The sequence below is a fragment of the Brenneria izbisi genome, from assembly GCF_025840185.1.
Classification (GTDB): domain Bacteria; phylum Pseudomonadota; class Gammaproteobacteria; order Enterobacterales; family Enterobacteriaceae; genus Brenneria; species Brenneria izbisi.
The window spans coordinates 148365-164682 of sequence record NZ_JAMPJU010000007.1 but is presented as its reverse complement, the minus strand read 5'-3'; the positions used below and the strand labels follow the sequence as shown (position 1 = coordinate 164682).

At 51.3% G+C, this 16318-nt stretch carries 16 protein-coding genes and 2 pseudogenes; 10 read left to right on the top strand and 8 right to left on the bottom strand.

The annotated features are described in order from the left end of the window. Window positions 1-255: 255 nt before the first annotated feature. From ppnP to NC856_RS11240, 3 genes are all read right to left on the bottom strand, one after another. Window positions 256-540, bottom strand: a complete 285-nt coding sequence (ppnP, locus tag NC856_RS11250; RefSeq protein WP_264090522.1) for a pyrimidine/purine nucleoside phosphorylase — start codon at window positions 538-540, stop codon at window positions 256-258. Window positions 541-669: 129 nt separating this feature from the next. Continuing rightward, a complete protein-coding gene (gene aroL, locus NC856_RS11245) occupies window positions 670-1191 on the bottom strand; it encodes a shikimate kinase AroL (protein ID WP_264090521.1) in 522 nt (173 codons plus the stop codon). A 239-nt stretch (window positions 1192-1430) separates the two neighbouring features. Then, complete coding sequence (locus NC856_RS11240; RefSeq protein WP_264090520.1) at window positions 1431-2480, bottom strand: type II asparaginase; 1050 nt, start codon at window positions 2478-2480, stop codon at window positions 1431-1433. 515 nt (window positions 2481-2995) lie between these two features. Between NC856_RS11240 and pelI the strand changes: the two genes are divergently transcribed. From pelI to NC856_RS11210, 6 genes are all read left to right on the top strand, one after another. Continuing rightward, window positions 2996-4042, top strand: a complete 1047-nt coding sequence (pelI, locus tag NC856_RS11235; protein ID WP_264090519.1) for a pectate lyase PelI — start codon at window positions 2996-2998, stop codon at window positions 4040-4042. A gap of 272 nt (window positions 4043-4314) precedes the next feature. After that, on the top strand, window positions 4315-5508 hold the full coding sequence (locus NC856_RS11230; protein ID WP_264090518.1) for an alpha/beta hydrolase: 1194 nt from the start codon (window positions 4315-4317) through the stop codon (window positions 5506-5508). An 88-nt stretch (window positions 5509-5596) separates the two neighbouring features. Further along, entirely contained in the window at window positions 5597-6862 is a 1266-nt protein-coding gene (locus NC856_RS11225; protein ID WP_264090517.1) for a SpoIIE family protein phosphatase, read from the top strand. After that, window positions 6849-7400: a SiaB family protein kinase gene (locus NC856_RS11220; RefSeq protein WP_264090516.1), complete on the top strand. Its 552-nt coding sequence runs from the start codon at window positions 6849-6851 to the stop codon at window positions 7398-7400. Before NC856_RS11225 ends, NC856_RS11220 begins: the two co-directional genes overlap by 14 nt. A 1-nt stretch (window position 7401) precedes the next feature. Next, entirely contained in the window at window positions 7402-7833 is a 432-nt protein-coding gene (locus tag NC856_RS11215) for a DUF1987 domain-containing protein (protein ID WP_264090515.1), read from the top strand. A gap of 7 nt (window positions 7834-7840) precedes the next feature. After that, on the top strand, window positions 7841-8548 hold the full coding sequence (locus tag NC856_RS11210) for a GGDEF domain-containing protein (protein WP_264090514.1): 708 nt from the start codon (window positions 7841-7843) through the stop codon (window positions 8546-8548). A gap of 76 nt (window positions 8549-8624) precedes the next feature. Here the strand turns inward: NC856_RS11210 and mltB are convergent, their stop codons facing one another. The 3 genes from mltB to NC856_RS11195 form a co-directional block, all read right to left on the bottom strand. Further along, window positions 8625-9704, bottom strand: a complete 1080-nt coding sequence (mltB, locus tag NC856_RS11205; RefSeq protein ID WP_264090513.1) for a lytic murein transglycosylase B — start codon at window positions 9702-9704, stop codon at window positions 8625-8627. Window positions 9705-9828: 124 nt separating this feature from the next. Next, on the bottom strand, window positions 9829-10170 hold the full coding sequence (locus tag NC856_RS11200) for a zinc ribbon domain-containing protein YjdM (RefSeq protein WP_113864827.1): 342 nt from the start codon (window positions 10168-10170) through the stop codon (window positions 9829-9831). 229 nt (window positions 10171-10399) lie between these two features. After that, window positions 10400-10864, bottom strand: coding sequence for an RcnB family protein (locus NC856_RS11195; RefSeq protein WP_264090512.1), 465 nt, complete (start codon window positions 10862-10864; stop codon window positions 10400-10402). A 644-nt stretch (window positions 10865-11508) separates the two neighbouring features. Between NC856_RS11195 and NC856_RS11190 the strand changes: the two genes are divergently transcribed. The 4 genes and pseudogenes from NC856_RS11190 to NC856_RS11175 all read left to right on the top strand — a co-directional run. Continuing rightward, window positions 11509-12753, top strand: coding sequence for an urea ABC transporter substrate-binding protein (locus NC856_RS11190; protein WP_264090511.1), 1245 nt, complete (start codon window positions 11509-11511; stop codon window positions 12751-12753). Between the two features lie 90 nt (window positions 12754-12843). Continuing rightward, window positions 12844-13713, top strand: a complete 870-nt coding sequence (locus NC856_RS11185) for an ABC transporter permease subunit (protein WP_264090510.1) — start codon at window positions 12844-12846, stop codon at window positions 13711-13713. Between the two features lie 15 nt (window positions 13714-13728). Further along, complete coding sequence (locus NC856_RS11180) at window positions 13729-14805, top strand: branched-chain amino acid ABC transporter permease (RefSeq protein ID WP_404802327.1); 1077 nt, start codon at window positions 13729-13731, stop codon at window positions 14803-14805. Then, window positions 14802-15356, top strand: a pseudogene (locus tag NC856_RS11175) (ABC transporter ATP-binding protein); the annotation flags it as partial. The gene NC856_RS11180 and the pseudogene NC856_RS11175, both read left to right, overlap by 4 nt. Here NC856_RS11175 and NC856_RS11170 read toward each other — a convergent pair. Together NC856_RS11170 and NC856_RS11165 are read right to left on the bottom strand one after the other, a co-directional pair. Further along, a pseudogene (locus NC856_RS11170) lies at window positions 15346-15546 on the bottom strand (nucleotidyl transferase AbiEii/AbiGii toxin family protein); the annotation flags it as partial. The pseudogenes NC856_RS11175 and NC856_RS11170 overlap by 11 nt on opposite strands. Beyond that, complete coding sequence (locus tag NC856_RS11165; RefSeq protein WP_264090508.1) at window positions 15539-16312, bottom strand: type IV toxin-antitoxin system AbiEi family antitoxin; 774 nt, start codon at window positions 16310-16312, stop codon at window positions 15539-15541. The gene NC856_RS11165 and the pseudogene NC856_RS11170, both read right to left, overlap by 8 nt. Window positions 16313-16318: the final 6 nt, after the last annotated feature.

The window sequence follows — 16318 nt, the reverse complement described above, 5'->3', positions numbered from 1 at the left end:
TATTAATATTAACAATTAAGAACATGACGAATTAAATTATTAAAAACAATGAAACGAACAGCAGATAAAACCACACTCAGGCAATAAGAAAAAAATATATTATCTGATAATTAAAAGAACTGACAACCCATATTATATATTGCTGATCGCAGTTTATACGCTAAAAAACACTATGGGAACGACAATAAATAAAAACGCCGCTTTTCATAAACACAAAAGCGACGCGGAATAACCAACTTTAGCAGAAGAGCAGCATTACAGGTATTTACATAAATAAGAGGAGGCTTCCACCACCTGCAAATTGAATTCACTGTGCGCGGGAACAAAAAACGAATCGCCCGGCATAAATACCTGCCAGTCTGGTGCTCCCGGCAACAGGACTTTCAGCGCGCCGGTAATCACCGTCATTTCTTCCGCACTCCCCGTAGCAAACGTATACTCTCCTGCGTCCATCACACCAACACTGGCGCGGCCAATGCTGCCGCTATCAAAGCCAATGGATTTCACTTTCCCTGCAAAATACTCGTTTACCTTCAGCATAACGCGGCACCTATCGTCGGAAAAAATCAAGAAAATTCATCTTAAAAGGAGAACCGAGGCACTGTCACTATCTATTCAATAAAAGTGCGCTATCGGTAACACCAACTGATGATTATTTTGCCCGTCGCGTTATGCGGCCGACAGGCGCAGCACCTGCATCACATCCGCCACAATCATCGCCGGCGCTTGCGCCGCATCCACAATATGATGCGCGACGCCACGGTAAAGCACTTCACGTGCGGCCAGCACATCCGCCATCTCTTCGGCGATAGGTCGTCCGGTGAGCGTGGGTCGCTGCTGATCCAGTGGATTTACCTCAATGCGTTGTGCCAGTAGCTCAGCACTGGCGTGCAGATAAATCACAATACCGCGTTCATGCATAAAGCGCCGGTTGGCTTCCGCCAACACCATACCGCCGCCAGTGGCGATGACGCGGCGATTAGACGTAACATGCTGCAATGCCAGACTCTCTCGTTGCCGAAAACCCTGCCACCCTTCCTGCGCCACCACCTCGGCCACCGTCATTTTACTGCTCTGTTGCATAAACACGTCAGTATCGACAAAGTCATATCCTAACGCCCGCGATAGTTGCTCCCCGACCGTGGTTTTCCCACAGCCTCTGGCGCCAACCATAAAAATGGGTTGTGTCATCTAATGACGTATCCTTATTTTTACCAAACCCGTTTTGACAGCATCATGATACGATCAGGTCATCAACGTTGGTTAAACCCATCGGCAATATCTTGTGATGTAACAGCCATGCGCTGCTTTTATCATCAGCCATTGCCACAGAAAACAGCCCCGCGATAAATAACGGGGCCGTCGCACTTCGTTATAAATAGCCGCCAACTTGCAAGATACAACGGCTTGCGCGCACGTTGCAGCGTCGGTTAATAAGTATGGAAATATTCCTGAATCACAGCCGGATTCGTGGTTTTTGTCAACGCCAGCATCAGCAGAATACGTGATTTGGCCGGATTGAGTGAATCCGACACCAGCCCCGGTTGACCTGCATCCGGCGGAACAATGCCACTACCGGTACGGCTGGAACGAACCACGACAATGCCTTTGCTTTCCGCCTTGCGGATACCGGCATTACTGCGTTTGGAAACGCTGCCCGCACCCATACCCGCATAGACGATCCCTTTTACGCCATGTGTTATCGCCGCATCATACATGTATTCAGGATCATCCTGATAGCCATAAATAATATCGACTGGCGGCAGTTTTTCCAGTTGGCTTACGTCAAAAACCGAACGGGTGGTGTGGATCTTGTCCAGACGGTTTTGGTAATAGATCCTGTCGCCGATCATCACGCCGAGGTAGCCCTCTTCCGGCGCCTTGAACGTGTCCAGGGTCGATGCATTGGTTTTACTGATAAAACGCGCCGATCCGATACGATCGTTCATCACCACCATCACTCCGCGGCCACGCGCGTTTTTATCCGCCGCAACCTTCACCGCGCCGTATAGGTTCATCGGCCCATCGGCGCTGATCGAGGTGGCTGGCCGCATAGCCGCTGCAAAAACAACCGGTTTGTCGCTTTTTACCGTCAGGTTGAGAAAGTAAGGCGACTCATCCAACGTATCCGTACCATGGGTGATGACCACGCCGTCAACATCCTCACGCGCCAGCAGTGCATTAACCTTTTTACTGAGCTTCAACAGCACATCGCTGGTCATGTTTTCACTACCGATATTGACCACCTGCTCGCCTGTAATATTGGCCAGCGTTTTCAATTCCGGTACGGCATTGATCAGCGTATCCACGCCCAACGTCCCGGCCTGGTAACCTGTTGTTTGCGTATTCGCCGCCGCAGAACCGGCAATGGTGCCGCCCGTCGCCAAAATCACAATGTTGGGCCGGCTTTCAGCCGCGCTGACCAGCGCAGAAAAACACACCACAACGATCACAAACCATGATTTAAACATCCTTTCCATAATCTATACCAACCTACAGGTCTTACCGACAAGCCGAACCGCGCTGCCCGGAACGACTGTCCGTGAGTGGATGACGTATGCTTCTGTCAGAGGAACGCTGACATCGGCCCGTATGATGCCCCAGCCATTGCTGACTGTATAGCGTCCGTTATCGCATCATTGATGATTGCATATTACCCATCGGCACGCCGCCATAGCTGACGCTGGGGAGGAATGCAATATGCAGAAAAAACTGAATACGACTGAGTCCCGCATTTCTTTTTTTTCAGGTCAACAATCTGAATATCTCGTCCAAAACTAATAAAATATTTTCTTATGTAAAAAGAAAATAATAAACAAAAGGAGACGGAAACAACAATCAGAAAAAATATATCAATGCCGCCATTAGTTTCATTTTATTATTAGCTATCGAATTTTTTTATTATATTATCGCGTTGATGTGCTTCAGGAATCACCCAATATTCTCCTCTGCTGTAGAGGGAATAATATTCGTGTGATATACAAGGAGTAAACTTATGTTTAAGTATCTAACATCACTATTTTTATTTATGGCGGCTTTTTCTTCTCAGGCCACAGATACCATGCTTATGCTGCTCAAGAAAGATAATGCCACCCACTTAAGCTGGTCTACCGATACCGGCAATCTGGTCAGGCAGGAGGTTTATCGCAGCACCGGCAATATCCAGGAAAGTCGTGAAAAAATTGCCGAATTAAATCCCAATGACCGTACTTTTACTGATGATACGGCCAAAGCGGATACCGACTATTGGTATTGGGTCGATACCGTGGACAGCAGCAACAACATCCAGCAATCCAATGCGGCGACAACCATCACTAACAATGCTAGTGCGTTACTGCGAGCAAATGCGTTGGCAGCCAGTTCCGAGTGTAAAGCCGGGGCGGTTATTCAAAACAAAACGGTGGACTGCGACGGAATAACCGTTGGGCTAAGCTGTAGAGGCGACAGCGACAAACAACCTGCGGTGATCACCCTGGAAAACGCCAGCATTAAAAACCTGCGCATCTCCGCCAAAGGCGGTTCAGATGGCATTCACTGCGCAAGCGGCGATTGCCGCATTGAAAATGTGATCTGGGAAGATATCTGCGAAGATGCCGCCACCAATAATGGCAAAACCATGACGATCGTGGGCGGCGTCGCGCATAACACCCAAAATGGTCCTGGCGGCAAGCCAGATAAAGTGTTGCAGCAGAATACCAAAAATAGCCATACCATCGTGCAGGGCAACTTCACCCTAACGGGCGAACATGGGAAATTGTGGCGTTCATGCGGCGATTGCACCAATAATGGCGGCCCGCGTAAACTCACTATCGTCAGCGCAACCATCAATGGCGTCATTGACAGCATTGCTGGCGTAAACCGCAATTATGGCGATGTCGCTGAAATTCGTGATCTGAGAATCAAAAACTACCAATCCGGCAAACCGCCAATTTGTGAAGAGTATAAAGGCGTGGAAAAAGGCAAGGGTAAGGAGGAGAAATTCGGTGAAAAATGGAACACCACCTCATGCAAGGTCAGCCCTGCCAATATACACAAGTTATAATCTCTTCATGCTGTATTAAAGGATGAATCAGTCCTGTGATTTCTGAGCCATCATCATTATTTTTAAACAGACTGTGTTATTCGCACGGTCTGTTTCATTCTATTATCCTCTTCATTCAATATACCGTACCGATTTCCCTGCTCGCTTTTTACCCGCGTTTTTAAGCTCATACAGGTTACAGATCATGGATCAACGCTATATTATCATCGATAACTTCCCTGCTCGCCGCCAATGCGTCACATGACGTTTAGATAGAAGGAAACAGACGACGGATGAAACTATCATCAAAGGAAAAGCCAGCTTTCTTCTTAGCCCCGACAATCCTGGCCAACCTGATTGTCGCTGTTGCCCTGCTGTTTATCGCCGGTTGCAAGGCAAAATCCTATGACATCACACCGCTTGGGCAAACCTCATTTGCCCGTTACCAACAGGAAACGACACGGTGGGTGGAGCAAAATAGGGTATTCCAGACCGATGACAAACGTATGGAGTTGATCTGGAACACGCCGCAGGAAATGCGTCCCGCCGGTAAACCCACCAAAGGCATTCTGTTGGTTCATGGGTTGGGGGATTCGCCCGGCTCCTTCTCCGATATTACTCCGCGGCTGGCGGAACAAGGATTTCTGGTCAGAACCGTCCTGCTGCCTGGACATGGCACGCGTCCGACGGATCTGTTGTACATTTCCGTTGACGATTGGCGCAGAGTGGTGGCGGAGCAAGCGGCGATCCTCAGTAAAGACGTGGATGAAGTCTATCTGGGCGGATTTTCCACCGGCGGCAACCTGGTGTTGGAATACGCCATGCAACATCCCGAAATCCAGGGGCTGCTATTGTTCTCTCCCGCCATTAAATCCGACGAAAAGTACGCTTTCCTCACGCCGCTGCTGTCGGTGTTCACCGACTGGCTGCTGAAACCTCGCCCCGGAGAGCCGGATCAACTGGCGACACGCTATATGGTGGTGCCAACCAACGGTTTCGCCCAGTTCTATTATTCCAGTCGGGCAGTACGTTCACGTCTGGCGGAGAGCGCCTACGATAAACCGGTATTCATGGTGCTGACCGAGCATGATTCAGTATTGGATAGCGCTTACCTGTTTAATCTGTTCGACAGAAAATTCACCAACTCGCGTAGCCGACTCATCTGGTATGGCAATCCGCCTGCCGATACCGCTTCTTCACGGGTACTCATTCGCAGCGATCGTCTACCAGAATGGCGTATCAGCCAGTTTTCACATATGTCGATCCTGTTCTCGCCAGAGAATGAAACATATGGTCCGGCAGGCGTGGTGGTTATTTGCGCCAACGGGGAAACCAGTATCAGCCCGCAACAGTGCCAGGACCGGCGTTCACTTTGGTACTCCGATTGGGGCTATCAGGAAGAGGGAAAAACCCACATACGGCTGACCTTCAATCCCTATTTCGACTGGCAAACCCAGATCATGAATGAGGTGCTGGCGGATGGTTGAGCCGTAATATGCTCATGGGTGGTTGTCACTATTTGGTCATCAACATCGTCTACCATGACCACCAAATCTGTCAGCCACTAAGGGACTTATGGCCACCATATCTGCTCCGTGCATTCAAAAAAGCATCTGGTCCTCCCCCACAGCACTGGATCTTTGCATCCCGACGCCGGATGTATCCCCCAATACCAATAACGCTACGGTATTAGAGATTTTCGGCAAGAACAAAGCGTTGGTCAGCCTGCCGGTAGTAGAGGATGGCCGCCCGTTCGGGCTGATTAATCGCCATATTTTCATGTCGCAGATGTCGCGGCCTTTTTACCGCGAACTTTATGATAAAAAAAGTTGCATTGCTTTTATGGATAAAAATCCGCTGATCATTGATTCCTCGGCATCACTGAACAACGTCGCGGATCAGACGGTGACGAATGGCGATAAATCGCTGACCGATGGCTTTATCGTGACCCAAAATGGCCGTTATATCGGCATCGGTTTAGGGATTGACCTAATCAAAGCGGTGTCCGCCATGCATGTCCATCAGCACCAGCAGATCATGCAAAGCATTGAGTATGCGCGGGTGATCCAGGAAGCGATGCTGACCACCTCACGGCAAGCCATGTCGCGTTCACTGACAGACTGGTGTCTGACCTGGGAACCACGCGATTGCGTCGGCGGCGACAGCTACTATTTCAAAACCTACCAACAGGGCTGGCTGGCCGTCATTGCGGATTGCACCGGCCACGGCGTACCCGGTGCGTTTATGACCCTGATTTTTTCCTCGGCGCTGGAACAAGCGCTGACGCAACATGGTCCGCAGACACCGTCGCTGTTGCTCCAGGCAATTAATCAACACATCAAGGATACGCTTGGCCAGCGTGGTGAGACACACCAGTCCGCCGCTTCCAACGATGGTTGCGATGCGATAGTGATGTTTTGCGACGTCACCGCCAATACCCTCGCCTGGGCCAATGCCCGTATGACCGCGTTCAGCGTGGCGCGGCACACCGCCCAGATAAGCGCGCTTGACACTGATCGCATGGGCGTCGGCTATACGGATACGCCGTACCATTATCAATGGCCGAACCACCAATTGAAGCTAAATGACGGCGATCTCGTTTTTACCGCCACGGACGGGCTGACGGATCAAATTGGCGGCGAACGACGGATTATGTTCGGCAAGCGCCGGTTACAGGCATTTTTGCTGCGTCACCAGACACAGCCAATGCGCGAACTCGCCAGCCAATTATTACAAGAACATAAAACCTATCAGGGACATCAGATCAGAAGGGATGATTTAACCTTTTGGGGCTTTCGATATTTTCTTAATCAGGCGAAGCGCGACTATGTCAGAGACTAAGTACACCGAGTTCTTCGACACCACACATCAGCATGACATCACCTTGTATTACGTAGGGTATTTCTCACAAAACATCATTAGCTCATTGGCTGAAACGGTACGGTTGCAGCTTGAAAAAAAACAGGTGCCGGCGGGCATCCGCCGCAAACTCTTTTCGGCTTTTATTGAAATGGTGCAGAACATCATCCGCTATTCCGCCGCCGATCTCGCCATCGTCGATCAAGCGCATGAAGTTCGCCACGGCGCCGTATGCATCGGTTATGAAAACGGGAAATATTTTTTACTTTCCGCCAATCAGGTCACCCCGGAAGACATTGAGAAACTGCGGGGGCGCCTTGAACCGCTGCGTTATATGACCATCGAAGAAATCAGGCTTGCTTACAAAGCCTCTCTGCGCGCCCAGGCGCCGCCCTGGAGCAAAGGCGCCGATATCGGGTTACTGACCGTCGCGCGCGATGCCAGTGAACCGCTTCAGTTCACCTTTCAGGCGGATGCATCAACAGGCCTGCCTACGTTTTATCTGAAGGCGATTATTTGAAATGACAAACATAACCAACATGGACAATCTCAATATCGCAGGAACGCCTTGTACGCCGACCGTGGATTTCGACTTTACGCTTCACCGTCTTGCTTTATCAGGTGAATCCTATCCTGAAAATGCGGCCGCGTTTTATCGTCCTCTGATTACGCAAATCGAAAATTATCTCCATCAGCTACTCGCCACCGACAAGGGGGATACGTCGCTTTCCCCGATGGCTATCGAGATTCATGTGTCGCTGGTTTATTTCAACAGTTCCAGTACCAAGATGCTTTTCAGTCTGTTCGATACCTTGAACCAGGCGGCTGAACAGGGGCTGGAAGTGATCTTGTATTGGTACTATGACAAGGATGATGATATCGCGGCGGAATTTGGCGAAGAACTGCATATCGATTTTCCGGCACTCACTTTCCACAGCCAGATTCTGGAGTAAATACGCCATGAGTACTTTTGAATTATTTACACCGGAATATGACATTTTGCTCGCGGCCCGCCGGGTCGCCAACCAGCAGGATATGCCGGCGGAGGTGTATCGGGATACGTTGCTGACGCTCGCCGAGCACTACCAGCGATTAGTCAGAGAATCCCATCGGTTGATCTCGCGCAGCGATCGCGCGGAAAAAGAACTGAATCGCCTGAACCATCAATTACACAAGCTGGCCATCGAACTGGAATACAAAGCCACGCACGATCCGCTGACCGACGTCTATAATCGCGGCGCCATTATTGAGCGTATCAATCAGACGTTGGAACAGAATCAGGCCGGGCTGATTGTTCTGGATATCGATAACTTCAAACGAATCAATGATGCCTACGGTCACCCCACCGGCGACCGCGTCATCTGCGCGTTAATGGCGCGGGTACAAAGAGTGCTGTCAGAGACGGGAAGCATCGGCAGAGTCGGCGGCGAAGAGTTCACGATTTTACTGGATGGCTTTACGCTGCGACAAGCCGTGAAGATTGCCGAAGATATTCACCAGAGCCTCAACAGCACGCCAATCGAGGTCTTGCCGCAGCAGTTGATCACCGCCAGCTTTGGCGTCAGTTGGGCGCCGCCCAAAACCAGGTTCGACGCGCTCTATGGCTGCGCCGATATCGCCTTGTACCGGGCCAAAAATCAGGGCAGAAACCGGGTTGAATATCAATAGCGCCCATGTTTACATTATTTATCATCACCGCGGCGAGCAGACTGAGACGCAACCTGTCAGGCCCTGTTGCGCGAAATCAATCTCCTTGTCGCGCCCGGCCAACCGCTTCACCCAGTTGCCACACAGCCATGGCGTAGTGAGAGCTATGGTTGTAACGGGTAATGACATAGAAGTTCGGCAGCCCATACCAGTATTGGTAGCCGCTACCGATATCAAGACGCAATAAACTGGCTTCTTGATAACCGCCCAGTGTAGTCTGTGGCCGTAACCCGGCGGCCTGTAACGTGGCAATGGAGTAGCGCGTATTGAACCCCGTACTCAATGACGGCGCCTGCCCGCTGGCCGGAACCGCGATCGCGCCCCCGCTCACCCAACCGTGCGCCTTGAAGTAATTGGCCACGCTGCCGATGGCATCAACCGGGTCCCACAGATTGATATGACCGTTGCCATCGAAATCCACCGCATAATTCTTGAACGAGGACGGCATAAACTGACCGTAACCCATCGCCCCGGCATAGGAACCGCGCAGGCTGAGGGGATCATTGTCTTCGGCGCGCGACATCAACAGAAAAGTTTCCAGTTCGCCGGTAAAGTACGTGGCGCGACGCGGATAAGCGAAAGACAAGGTCGCCAGCGCATCAATGATGCGGGTTTTGCCCATGATGCGGCCCCAACGGGTTTCCACGCCGATAATACCGACGATAATCTCCGGCGGCACGCCATAGATTTGCCAGGCGCGCTGCAATGCAGCCTGATATTGATCCCAGAACGCCACGCCATTCTGTACGTTATCCGGGGTAATAAATTGATTGCGGTAACGGAGCCACGCACCGTTCGGCCCTGACGGAACACCGCTGCTCGGCGCCTGCCGGTCCATCAGGCGAATCACCCAGTCTAGCCGCTTTGTCTGACCCAGCACTTCATGCAATTGCTGGCGATCGAAACCATGTTCTCTCACCATTTTGTCGACAAAGGCCGCCGTTGCCGGATTAAAAGCAAAATCACCATCTTGCAAATGCTGCGCATGCGCGGGCTGAAGCAAAAAACCACCTTTCACCACCGCAGCGCTCTGGGGCGCCGCCAGGGAAGGCGCCGGTTTGCTGCTACAGGCACAGAGCACGGCAAACAGCGGAAGGAGGATCACCAAATGACGCATCAGATATCCGTATTACCAGCCAGGGAAAAGGTTATGACTATGTTAAAGCATTGTTTGACGGGAGAACACCGGAATATGCGCTTATTGTTGCGCCCTGCCCCGTCTGAGTCCAGGGCGCGGCGCATCAGTTTTTCTTCACAAATTCGGATTTCAATTTCATCGCGCCAAAGCCATCAATCTTGCAATCAATGTTATGGTCGCCTTCCACCAAACGAATGCCTTTTACGCGCGTACCAATCTTCAACGAGGAAGAACTGCCTTTTACTTTTAGATCCTTAATCACTGTAACGGTATCGCCATCGGCCAGCAAATTACCGTTGGCGTCTCTGACGATCAATCCTTCTTCCTGGGTCGCCGCCTCAGCGCCAGCGGCCCATTCATGACCACATTCAGGGCAGTTAAGTAATTCACCGTCCTGCCAGGTATATTCAGAACTGCATTTTGGGCAATTAGGTAATGGCTGCATCATTAAACTCCTGAAAAAATAATAACAAAGATAAGTAAAATCATAGATTAATTACCATATAGACGTGATTTTACCTTTTTCTGGTATTTTTTGATAGTGATGCCATATTTATAGCATTTTTATGGCTGAGCGCGCCGCAACGGGATTGAGGATTGAGAATGAAAATTGAGGATGCGGATTGAGAAGAATGTGTCGATGCGGGACTGCGTATCGACACATTGCAGGCCGACTAGTTATTCAACATGCTGTTTAGCAGGATCGTGGTGATTATCCCCGTCGCCGCCGCAATCAACACATAGTTTCCGTCAATATACGCCCAATGTTGACCTGACGGCGGTTGATATAAACCGCGATCGCGCCAGTCAGCAACGCGATAATCATCGCCCCGGAAACGTTTGGGAACCGCATGTCCTTTTCTGAAATCACGCCCGTTCCAGGAAAAATGATCACGTTGCGCCCCGGCACGGCCACGGTTATCTCTGCCATTTACATCATTAGCGTTTGCGCCGGTTCTGACCGATTGCCGCTGATTTCTTTCACCCTCACGCTTAACCTGCTGTTTTTGCTGCCCCGGTTGGCTGAGTTGCCGCTGCTCTCCCTGCCGCCCACCCGGTCCTTCCGCCCAGGATACGGTCGAAAAACCACTGCTTACGGTAAACATCGCCGCCGCCAGCGCTAATATTTTTTTATTCATCATCGACTCCCATTTATCGTCAGCTATACCCGGCTATTGAAGGCACTATCGTTGACCGCGCCGCCGACTGAAATAACGAAATATCTTAAAAAATCCTTTATTAACGATGATTTACCCAAGCCTGACGCATTTCTGACATCGGAAACAGTTTTTTACCTTTTGTACCCGGCATCCAGGTGCGATCTAATGGCTTAATTCGACCTTTCGGCCTAATCGTTCTCTTCCAGCAATTATTTTTTTCGCCCCACAAATGGTGCAATTGATTAACAATTATTCCGCAGCCGCTGACATCGATAGTGAATACACCATCCGGGATCGGCCCTCGTTATGATGATGTTCCGTAAGTTAGCGAGCGCCGGAGCGCCGCAAACAACCTGTTCATTTTTTGTGCGCGCAACGCCCCGATTCAGTGCAGCGACATTATAATTTACCATTTGATTTTTATTGGAAAATTTATCATTGACAACGCTTTGAATCGCTTTTTATAGTGACCGGGACTTATCCGCAAGAACGCCAACGCTGTCGGCTTGTGGTTATGGCAATAGAGCCCTCGCAATGTCATCTGACTTTGCCGGGCTTTTTTTTTGCTTTTTTTTCAGACCCATTTTTCGCATCCATTCTTCACACCAACGCCAGGGGTATTTATGTCCAGAATGAAATGTCATTACGCCGCGTTACCGCTCGCACTGGCAGCCGCATTTGCCGTGACCTACTCAGGTCTGGCTGGCGCGGCGGAAAAACCGGTAAAAATAGGTTTGCTGGAAGATGCATCAGGTAATTTTGCCTTACCCGTCATACCCAAGATCCATGCGACAGAACTCGCCGTTGAAGAGATCAATGCCAAAGGCGGCATCCTCGGTCGTCCAATTGAACTGGTGAAATACGATACGCAATCCGATAACACCCGCTTCCAGCAAATGGCGCGGCGTTTGATTAAAAACGACAAAGTCGACGTCATATTCGGCGCATTTTCCAGCGCCTCGCGCGAAGCTATTCGTCCCATCATGGATCGCGAAAAGCAGATGTACTGGTACAACAACCAGTATGAAGGCGGCGTGTGCGACAGTAACGTCTTTGTGACCGGCGCGGTGCCGGAACAACAGTTTTCCACGCTGATCCCGTGGATGATGGAGAAATACGGCAAGAAAGTGTACACCATCGCGGCTGATTATAACTTTGGTCAGATCTCCGCCGAATGGGTACGTAAGATTGTGACAGAGAATGGCGGCGTCATGGTGGGGGAAGAGTTTATTCCGCTCAGCGTGTCGCAGTTCGGTCAAACCATCCAAAATATTCAGAAAGCCAAACCTGACTTTGTGATGACGTTATTGGTGGGGGCCAACCAATCCTCCTACTACGAGCAAGCCGCCGCCGCTAAACTCGGCCTGCCAATGGGCAGTTCCGTTAACGTCGGTCAGGCTTACGAGCACAAACGCTTCAAGCCGCCCGCGCTGAAAGACATGTATATCACCGCCAACTACATTGAAGAAGTGGATACGCCAGCCAGTAACGACTTCAAACAGCGTTTCCGCGCCAAATTCCCTAACGAGCCGTATATCAATCAGGAAGCAGCCAATGCCTATGACGCGGTTTATCTGTACAAGTTGGCGGTAGAAAAAGCGGGCAGCACCGATATGGTCGCCGTGCGCAACGCTCTGGAAGCCGGGGATATCTGTACGGACGGCCCGTCAGGAAAAGTCTGTATCGATCCGAAAAGTCATCACCTGAGCCACACCATCTATCTGGCCCATGTGAAAGACGACCACGCCATCGAAATACCGAAGGTATGGGACGACATCAAGCCATACTGGTTGGGTGAAGCAGGCTGCAATCTGCCGGTTAAACCGGATACCAGCCAGTACACCCCGTCTAATCCGCCGAAAGCCTGATGTACGTTCTGCGTCAGAGAGAAGCCGTATCCTCTCTGACGTCATCGGTTTATTTGCTGTGTCAGTCAGGACACTGAGGATTGCCCGCAGATGTTAACGCTATCCTTTCTTTATTCCGTGATTTACCCGTTCGGCGATAACGTCGCCTATCTGGTGCTGGCCGCGCTCGGTCTGGCCGTGATCTTCGGCATGATGGGCGTAATCAACCTCGCACACGGTGAATTCATTATGTGCGGCGCTTACGTCACCATTCTGATGAACAAAGCGGGCCTGCCGCTGCCGTTCGCCATGCTGACCGGCACACTGGCCGTCGCCTTTGCCGGCGGCGTGGTGGAGCGTCTGGTGGTACGCCATCTCTATGGCCGATTGTATGACTCCGTCGTCGCTACCTGGGCGATCAGCCTGATTGTGCAGCAAAGTATGCTGCTGATTGCCGGTCCCTCGCTGGAAGGGCTTTCCACCCCGTTCGGATCATTTACCCTCGGCGATTACTCTTTCGCCACTTATCGGGCCATCCTGCCGTTGATCGCGATTGCGGTATTGGCGGCGCTATATTGGTTGTTCTTCCACACCAATTACGGCGTGTGCGCCCGCGCCACCATTCAAAACGCGAAGATGGCCGCCTGCCTCGGACTGGAAACCGATCGCATCTATACGCTGACCTTCGCCCTCGGCGCCGGCCTTGCCGGATTAGCCGGCGCAATCTACGCCCCAACATTGACGGCTGTTCCCACCATGGGAAGCAGCTTTATTGTGCAGGCCTTTGTATCGGTGGTGGTTGGCGGCGCAAATGTACTGGTCGGCACTATTCCCGCAGCCATGGCTTTAGGCGCCATCCAGACCGGACTCAACGCCTGGTACGGGCAGTTGGCCGGACAGATTGGTCTGCTGCTGACGGCGGTATTGGTGATCCGTTTATTGCCCAACGGCGTGGGCAGCCTGTTTACCCGCAACCGCTAGGAGAGCAACGTGACGATGACTTCAGTTAATGTTTCCACTGGCAGTGCGCCCAAACGCGGTCTGAACAACAGCATTGTGATAAGCGGGATTATTCTGGCCGTCGCCCTGCTGTTGCCGCTGGTGCTGGATAGCGCGTTGATTGGCGACTTCGCCTATTTTCTGTTGTGGACCTTTTGCGCCATCGGACTGGCCGCCATGTGGGGCCACGGCGGTATTCTTTCTTTTGGCCAAACCGCTTTCTTCGGGCTGGCCGGCTATACCTACGGCGTGATGACGCTCAATTTTGGCGATGGCGTGCTATCCACCTGGTCCGGGCTGTTGTTCGCATTATTGCTGGCCGCCGCTGTCGCCACCGCGTTGGGTTACCTGATGTTCTACGGCGGCGTCACCGGGATTTTCATCGGCATCGTCACCCTCTCTTTTACCCTGGTGCTCGAAACGTTCATGTCGCAAACGGCGGGGCCGCAGTGGACGATTGGCAGCGCGCGCCTCAACGGTTTCAATGGCATGTCCGGCATGCCGCCGCTCTCGTTGCCCGGCGTGAATGGCGAACTGTTTACGTTGGAAGGAAACGCCTTTTATTACCTGATTATCCTGCTGCTGGCGGTGGTTTATTGGGGCGTTCGCCGTCTGCTGCGCTCCAATTTTGGCTTAACGCTGGCCTCCATTCGTGAGAATCCCCGGCGGGCGGAAATGCTTGGCATAGATATCCGCCGGTATCAGTTGCTGGTGTTCGTGCTGGGGGGCGCGCTGTCCGGTTTATCTGGCGCGCTGTACACCATCTGGGGATCTTACATCACGCCGTCATCGATGGGATTAACCGCCGCCGCGATGCCGGTTATCTGGGTCGCCACCGCAGGACGGAAAAATATCTTCGGCACCGTGGTCATCACCGCGCTGATGGTATGGCTGTCGCAGTGGCTGGCGGTTTACGGCAGCGAATACGCCATGATCCTGCTGGGTTTTATCCTGCTGTTTGTGGTTCTGGCCGCGCCAAACGGATTACTGCCGTGGCTGGCGGAAAAAATTCGCCGCCTGACCGCCAGACATCAAACCAAACCTAATGTGCAACATAAAGGGGCCAGACCATGAACCAGAACCGTCAGGATCTGATCCTTGAAACCAAAGGGCTAAGTAAACGCTTCGGCGGCGCTCAGGTCATTAATCAGGTGGATATGCAAATCCATCGCGGCGAAGTGCGCTGCGTCATTGGCCCAAACGGGGCGGGGAAAAGCACATTTTTCAAATTGCTCACCGGTGAGCATACGCCAAGCGGCGGCGAGATCCGTTTCTTTGAACATCGGCTCAACTCTCTGGCGCCTTTCCAACGCATCCAGATGGGCATGAGCATTAAATTTCAAATTCCGGGGATTTTTCCCGATCTCAGTGTGGAACAACATTTGCGACTGTCGTTGAGTCACCTCAGACCACAAGTTCGGCATGAGGCCGCCGGCATTGATGAACTGCTACAACGTTTCAAGCTCAGCGCGGAAAAACGCCAGTTGGCGGGAAACTTGTCGCACGGCAAAAAACAGTGGCTGGAAATCGCCATGGCCGTGTCGTTGCGCCCGGCGCTGCTGCTGCTCGACGAACCGGTGGCCGGGTTGTCGGTGGAAGAAACCTACCTCACTGGCGAATGTTTGGCAATGCCTCATTTCTACTTTCCAGCGGGATGTAAGCCAAATCGATATCAACCGATAAACGCGGAAAATCACGGACAAACAAATTTATGGCCGTTCCACCTTTTAATGCAAAGCATCGCTCAGATGAGACAACAGGTAATACACTGAGCAGCAACGCAACTTGTCGATAATAAGGTGATTGCTTATCCATGTGAGTTCCCTTTGCTAACAAAACTCTCTGGAACAGTGATCTGATATTTTTGGTCCAACTTGCCACCAGATACGATCTGCCGTTTCCCTGCCCCCAAATCAATGCTGGCTTTATCTATTCGCTTAACCCATGCATGGGCATAGTGATCGGCCAGAAACAAGTAAAGGCGGTTAGTTTGCACTGCTCGACTGGATTGTAACAACACTTCTACTTTACGTGGACTCAGGTTTACCAATCCCTGAAACAGTTCCGCAGCGTGCTCAAATGAAAGCGATCGGGGAACGGCATTAGCAATCTCGTAAGCCGCTAACTCCGGCACACTAGCCCTCAAATACTCTCCCTTAATTTCTATCTCGGTGAGATATTTTTCGTCATGCGCAGCGAGCTTCTGGTTAGAAAGCAAAAACCACTCAATACCGGGAAATTCTTTGAACCACTTTGGCAATGCAGTTTTATCTTCTACACAGAGCCAAATACTCTGGCGTATAAATTGAAGATAATGAGAACGCCCTTGATATGCCAAACTCGTCAGCCCTGCTAAATGCACAGAAACTCCGAGTTGATTTTGCAGACACAAAACTGCATCACTCCACTGAGGTTCACGCCCAGTCCGCACATATACACCGGCGCGTAGTTTTTGCAACCAGTTACTGTGCATATACTTATTGGCTAAAGAGGGGCTGATAGCGTTTTTTGTCAACCAAGACTGCAATACCAAAGTTCCCGGCGATGTGTTTTGCAAAAGCCAGTTTATTTTTGATGACATACAATC

Excerpts from the sequence above, each read along its gene's own strand:
- ppnP (WP_264090522.1), bottom strand. The coding sequence starts at position 540 with ATGCTGAAGGTAAACGAGTATTTTGCAGGGAAAGTGAAATCCATTGGC.
- aroL (WP_264090521.1), bottom strand. The coding sequence starts at position 1,191 with ATGACACAACCCATTTTTATGGTTGGCGCCAGAGGCTGTGGGAAAACC.
- NC856_RS11240 (WP_264090520.1), bottom strand. The coding sequence starts at position 2,480 with ATGGAAAGGATGTTTAAATCATGGTTTGTGATCGTTGTGGTGTGTTTT.
- pelI (WP_264090519.1), top strand. The coding sequence starts at position 2,996 with ATGTTTAAGTATCTAACATCACTATTTTTATTTATGGCGGCTTTTTCT.
- NC856_RS11230 (WP_264090518.1), top strand. The coding sequence starts at position 4,315 with ATGAAACTATCATCAAAGGAAAAGCCAGCTTTCTTCTTAGCCCCGACA.
- NC856_RS11225 (WP_264090517.1), top strand. The coding sequence starts at position 5,597 with ATGGCCACCATATCTGCTCCGTGCATTCAAAAAAGCATCTGGTCCTCC.
- NC856_RS11220 (WP_264090516.1), top strand. The coding sequence starts at position 6,849 with ATGTCAGAGACTAAGTACACCGAGTTCTTCGACACCACACATCAGCAT.
- NC856_RS11215 (WP_264090515.1), top strand. The coding sequence starts at position 7,402 with ATGACAAACATAACCAACATGGACAATCTCAATATCGCAGGAACGCCT.
- NC856_RS11210 (WP_264090514.1), top strand. The coding sequence starts at position 7,841 with ATGAGTACTTTTGAATTATTTACACCGGAATATGACATTTTGCTCGCG.
- mltB (WP_264090513.1), bottom strand. The coding sequence starts at position 9,704 with ATGCGTCATTTGGTGATCCTCCTTCCGCTGTTTGCCGTGCTCTGTGCC.
- NC856_RS11200 (WP_113864827.1), bottom strand. The coding sequence starts at position 10,170 with ATGCAGCCATTACCTAATTGCCCAAAATGCAGTTCTGAATATACCTGG.
- NC856_RS11195 (WP_264090512.1), bottom strand. The coding sequence starts at position 10,864 with ATGAATAAAAAAATATTAGCGCTGGCGGCGGCGATGTTTACCGTAAGC.
- NC856_RS11190 (WP_264090511.1), top strand. The coding sequence starts at position 11,509 with ATGTCCAGAATGAAATGTCATTACGCCGCGTTACCGCTCGCACTGGCA.
- NC856_RS11185 (WP_264090510.1), top strand. The coding sequence starts at position 12,844 with ATGTTAACGCTATCCTTTCTTTATTCCGTGATTTACCCGTTCGGCGAT.
- NC856_RS11180 (WP_404802327.1), top strand. The coding sequence starts at position 13,729 with ATGACTTCAGTTAATGTTTCCACTGGCAGTGCGCCCAAACGCGGTCTG.
- NC856_RS11165 (WP_264090508.1), bottom strand. The coding sequence starts at position 16,312 with ATGTCATCAAAAATAAACTGGCTTTTGCAAAACACATCGCCGGGAACT.